This window comes from Halovulum sp. GXIMD14793 (genome assembly GCF_054457435.1).
The window spans coordinates 1-2,792 of record NZ_JBTLNE010000114.1; the positions used below are offsets into that span (position 1 = coordinate 1).

Sequence of the window (2,792 nt, forward strand, 5' to 3'; positions counted from 1 at the left end):
CACCTTCGAAGCGCTTTTCAAATCCGTTGCACAAACATGCGACCTCTTCCCACCAGACGAGTGCCGAAATCTCTTCAAGGCTGCCGGGTATGTTGCAGATTAAATGGACGGTGCTCTAATACACTTGAAGCCAAAAAATAGACGCTGAGGCTTGGGTTTCCAATGACACATCCGTATTCTGATCTGCCCAAAAAGGCTTTTTGGAAGCCTGCAGTCGGGGACAGATATGCGGAGCACATAGACCAGCTTTGGAACCCGCGCTTCAGATTTACCCGATCTAATCGCGTCGTTACATTTGGGTCCTGCTTTGCGCAGCATTTCAGCAGGGCCCTTATCGAGCATGGCTTTCATTGGCTCAATGCCGAAAAGGCTCCGTCTTTTGTGTCGGAAAGCACAGCACGTGATTTTGGCTATGGCGTTTTTTCGGCGCGGACCGGGAACATATACACTGCGGCTGATCTGCTGCAGTGGTTGCGGGCGGCAAGCGGTCAGCAGGCATTTCCGGAAGATGAAGTGTGGGAGAAAGACGGTCGCTTCTATGATCCGTTTCGCCCTGCGATAGAACCTGATGGCTTTGCAAGTGTAGAGGAGCTTCTGGAAAGCCGTGCGGTTTGCGTAGAGGCGTTTGGTCGTGCTGTCACTGACTGCGACCGTTTTGTTTTTACCATGGGCCTGACCGAGGGTTGGGTAAATTCTGAAACCTCGGTCAGTTATGCGATCTGCCCTGGAACAGTGGCAGGACACTTCGATGCCGAGATGCACAAGTTCAAGAACTATAGCTTTATGGAATTGAACAGCGCTATGCGGAGCGCGATCAACATTTTACGCCAGCAAAACCCCCGTGTTCGGATTCTGTTGACTGTATCGCCTGTACCGTTGACTGCGACCGCATCAGATGAGCACGTTCTTGTTGCAACCATGTACTCGAAGTCGCTGCTACGTGCAGTTTGCGGGTCGCTGCAAAAACAATACGGTATCGTAGACTATTTCCCGTCCTATGAGATAATCAGCGCACCTGCTTTTGGCGGAAGATTCTTCATGCCAAACATGCGCTCTGTTGCGCCAGAAGGTGTTGCATTCGTCATGAAGAGCTTTTTCGACGCGTAAGCTCAGAAGTTTGGCCTCAAACCTGCGAACTGGCGCCCAGCCGAGCAAAACGCAGAAACATCAGACGCTGAAGAAGACGATCTGGTCTGCGAAGAGCGCCTTCTTGAGGCATTCGACAAATGAGCGTGAAACCGATTGCTATAATAGGCAACAGTCAACTTGCGGCGTTGCAGCAGGCGATCAATGAGCAGCTGTATACTGAGGGTGATGATCTCGTTTTTTGGGGTGCACCCAGAGATAATTTTCGCGGTATCAGTTTCAAAAATGGCGTCCTGGAAGTTGGCAATCGAACGATCGCGAAAAAGATATCCGGTGGTCTTTATGAAAAGCTGCCTGTCGATGAGTTTGGTGCGCTGGTTTTTCATTCAGGCACGCTGGGCACACGTTTCCTTTTGAGATCGTTTCTCCGCGCTGATTGCAATCCTATGCGCCTTTCGGGTGCGTTTTTCGACAGATCGCATCAGGATCTTGTTGAAAGCGATCCCGTTGCTCAGGTTGTTTTGGCCGTTCGTCAGGCCGTCGATGTGCCGATTATCGTTTCCGCAACACCGTTGATGAGCAAGAATGAATTTGGTTCGGAAGCGTCGACCTATCTTTCCGCCTGTCTGGCGTTCCTAACACAAAAGGTCTCTGACTTTTGGTTTGAGCGCGGCATCCACCATGTCCCCCAGCCCGCTCAAACGATAGCTGGTGGAGCAACTACCGAAGAGAGTTTCTCTATTGGGTCGGTCAGATTGGCGCGCCCGGATGCTACACATAATATTGCTGATAGCGATCACATGAATGGCTTTTACGGTGTGCTTGTCTTACAGGATATTCAGAAATGTCTCGGCAGGTGAATTGGCGGACGTTTGTGTCTATTGAAGTTATTGCTTTGACACCAGTCTTGAGACCCTATTCTGAGCGATAAGGACGGATTGATCGTTCTTTGGTAGTTTTGACTGATCACGAAGTATTGGATGGAGTGAATGTCACACCCCTATGAAACCCTGCCTCAGATGGCGTTCTGGCGGCCTGCTGTGGCGGCGCGGGATTGGCAGGATATGCGTGATCTCTGGCAGCCGAAATTTGATATCACAGCGGAAACCCGGATCGTGACCTTTGGGTCCTGCTTTGCGCAGCATTTCAGCAAGGCGTTGCAGGGCTGGGGTCTCAATTGGTTGAATGCGGAGCCTGCACCCTCTATCGTGCCCGAAGAGATAGCGTCCGAGTTTGGGTACAACATCTATTCCGCGCGCACCGGGAATATCTACACCGCCGCCGGGCTGCTTCAGTGGCTGGACTGGGCATTTGACGAAACGGCCGTACCTGACGTGTTCTGGCATCAGGACGGTCGAGTCTATGATCCGTTCCGCCCGGCGATTGAACCTGATGGATTTGACGATATCGAGCAGGCCCGCGCCGCCCGTCAGGTCACGTTAGAAGCGCTGCGCAACGGCCTGAAACAGGCGGATATTCTGGTCTTCACCCTTGGCCTGACGGAGGGGTGGGTGCATAGCGACGGTCACGTCTATCCGATGTGCCCGGGCACGGTCGCGGGGCAGTTTGATGCCAACTGTCACAGCTGTTGACCTGCCCCCCGAGGCTCCCTCATTCATAACGAGAGTCTGCGGGTCTGGTTTTCATATTCGTTGGTTTCGTTTTGGGCAAGCGCGCCGGGCGCGGAGCCCTCAAATTGCTCAAGC

General features: G+C 52.6%; 3 protein-coding genes. All 3 read left to right on the top strand.

The annotated features are described in order from the left end of the window. Positions 1 to 162: 162 nt before the first annotated feature. The 3 genes from ACW9UQ_RS18470 to ACW9UQ_RS18480 all read left to right on the top strand — a co-directional run bounded on the left by ACW9UQ_RS18470 (position 163) and on the right by ACW9UQ_RS18480 (position 2,678). On the top strand, positions 163 to 1,107 hold the full coding sequence (locus ACW9UQ_RS18470; protein WP_458932460.1) for a GSCFA domain-containing protein: 945 nt from the start codon (positions 163 to 165) through the stop codon (positions 1,105 to 1,107). A 119-nt stretch (positions 1,108 to 1,226) separates the two neighbouring features. Continuing rightward, positions 1,227 to 1,946, top strand: a complete 720-nt coding sequence (locus ACW9UQ_RS18475; RefSeq protein ID WP_458932461.1) for a hypothetical protein — start codon at positions 1,227 to 1,229, stop codon at positions 1,944 to 1,946. A gap of 129 nt (positions 1,947 to 2,075) precedes the next feature. Further along, positions 2,076 to 2,678 carry a GSCFA domain-containing protein gene (locus ACW9UQ_RS18480; protein ID WP_458932462.1) on the top strand — a complete coding sequence of 201 codons (603 nt, stop codon included), beginning with the start codon at positions 2,076 to 2,078 and terminating at the stop codon, positions 2,676 to 2,678. Positions 2,679 to 2,792 lie beyond the last annotated feature (114 nt).

Coding starts and splice junctions, on each gene's coding strand:
- ACW9UQ_RS18470 (WP_458932460.1), top strand. CDS start 163: ATGACACATCCGTATTCTGATCTGCCCAAAAAGGCTTTTTGGAAGCCT.
- ACW9UQ_RS18480 (WP_458932462.1), top strand. CDS start 2,076: ATGTCACACCCCTATGAAACCCTGCCTCAGATGGCGTTCTGGCGGCCT.
- ACW9UQ_RS18475 (WP_458932461.1), top strand. CDS start 1,227: ATGAGCGTGAAACCGATTGCTATAATAGGCAACAGTCAACTTGCGGCG.